This is a genomic window from Dietzia sp. HMSC21D01 (assembly GCF_001815995.1).
GTDB classification, from domain to species: domain Bacteria; phylum Actinomycetota; class Actinomycetes; order Mycobacteriales; family Mycobacteriaceae; genus Dietzia; species Dietzia cinnamea.
Map to the genome: position 1 here is coordinate 727 of NZ_KV823655.1, position 1,262 is coordinate 1,988.

1 pseudogene is annotated in these 1,262 nt (G+C 63.3%); it reads right to left on the reverse strand.

The features are described 5' to 3' along the window. Positions 1-93: 93 nt before the first annotated feature. Positions 94-411, reverse strand: a pseudogene (locus HMPREF3086_RS01395) (transposase); the annotation flags it as partial. Between the last annotated feature and the right edge of the window lie 851 nt (positions 412-1,262).

Below are 1,262 nucleotides of genomic sequence, written 5' to 3' on the forward strand. Positions count from 1 at the left end.
GCGATCGGCAGGCAGGGGCGTGTCTTACTTGCTGGTGGCGGGCGTGTTTGCCCTGTTAGTCGCGATGTTTCTTCGTGTGGTCAGTGCCAGGTCGACCGTGATCAGCGCGGACTCGGCCCGCTTGCGGCGCTCGAGCAGCCACTCCGGGAAATAGCTGCCCGAACGCAGCTTCGGAACGGCGACGTCGACGGTCCCGACGCGGGTGTCCAGGGGCCGGTGGCGGTAGCCGTTGCGCCGGTTGGTGCGCTCGGCGGTGCGGGCGTTCCATTCGGCGCCGCACACGCTGTCGGCGTCGGCGGACAGCAGGGCGTTGATCATGGTCTGCAGCAGCTCACGCATCAGATCCGGTGATGCGTCGGAGAGGGCTTGGCCAAGCAGGCCTGCAGGGTCGACAATATGGGGTGCGGTCATCGCGATGACTCCTCGAGAATTCTTTAGACGGTTGACTCGAAGGATCACGCGGTGGCCGCTCGACATCCGTCAACGACACGGATGTCGGAGACGATCTCGGCCACCGAGTTACACCACTCTATGGGGCACTACTACATGAGCCGATCTTAAGCCACGCCCCCCAGCCAGCCTGCCACCGCGTTCGCCGCACCTCGCCCAGTAACCAACCCGGGCCGTGCTACCGGAGGGGCTCGTTTAGTGGACGCCCTGCAAATTGGCTCCGTGCGTATTCGCGCCCGCCGGAGTCTGGCGAAGAGTCCCGCGGAAGTTGTTGGTCGGGCCAGCCGTTCTGAATCCGCGGGAAGCGCCAGCGGCCACACCGTGAAGCGACCCCCGCAGGGCGAAAGGCGCGATAAGTGCCGTGTATGAGAGAGGAGCTTAAGACCGCGCAGATTATTCATCTGATGCAATACGCAGACTTTTACTGATCAGGTGCCGGGTTCTGAGGTGTCGAGTTCCAGGCGCGGGCCGGGTCCAGGACGCTACGACGCGACCAGTTCACCTGCGCCGGCCCTGGGAGAAGGTCTGGCTGAGCGTTTTGAGTCATCGTCTAGTGCTTCGCGGAATGCGCGAAAGAGTCGCAGGAAACGCGAATCCCGGCGAAGGATCGCAGGTAAGAGCAGTGATCACCATGCCGTCAGCGGCCCGAGTTCGACATCCGACATGAGGCGACTCAACAACTCGATGCCCGCCTACACGCAGGTCGTGCGCGGCCCGGACTCGAACGAGCTGCGGGCATCTCGGGGAGCGGTCGAGTTTGCGTGATCGGCAACTCGACACCCTTAGGTGGAAGGTCTGCGTATTAGATTCAT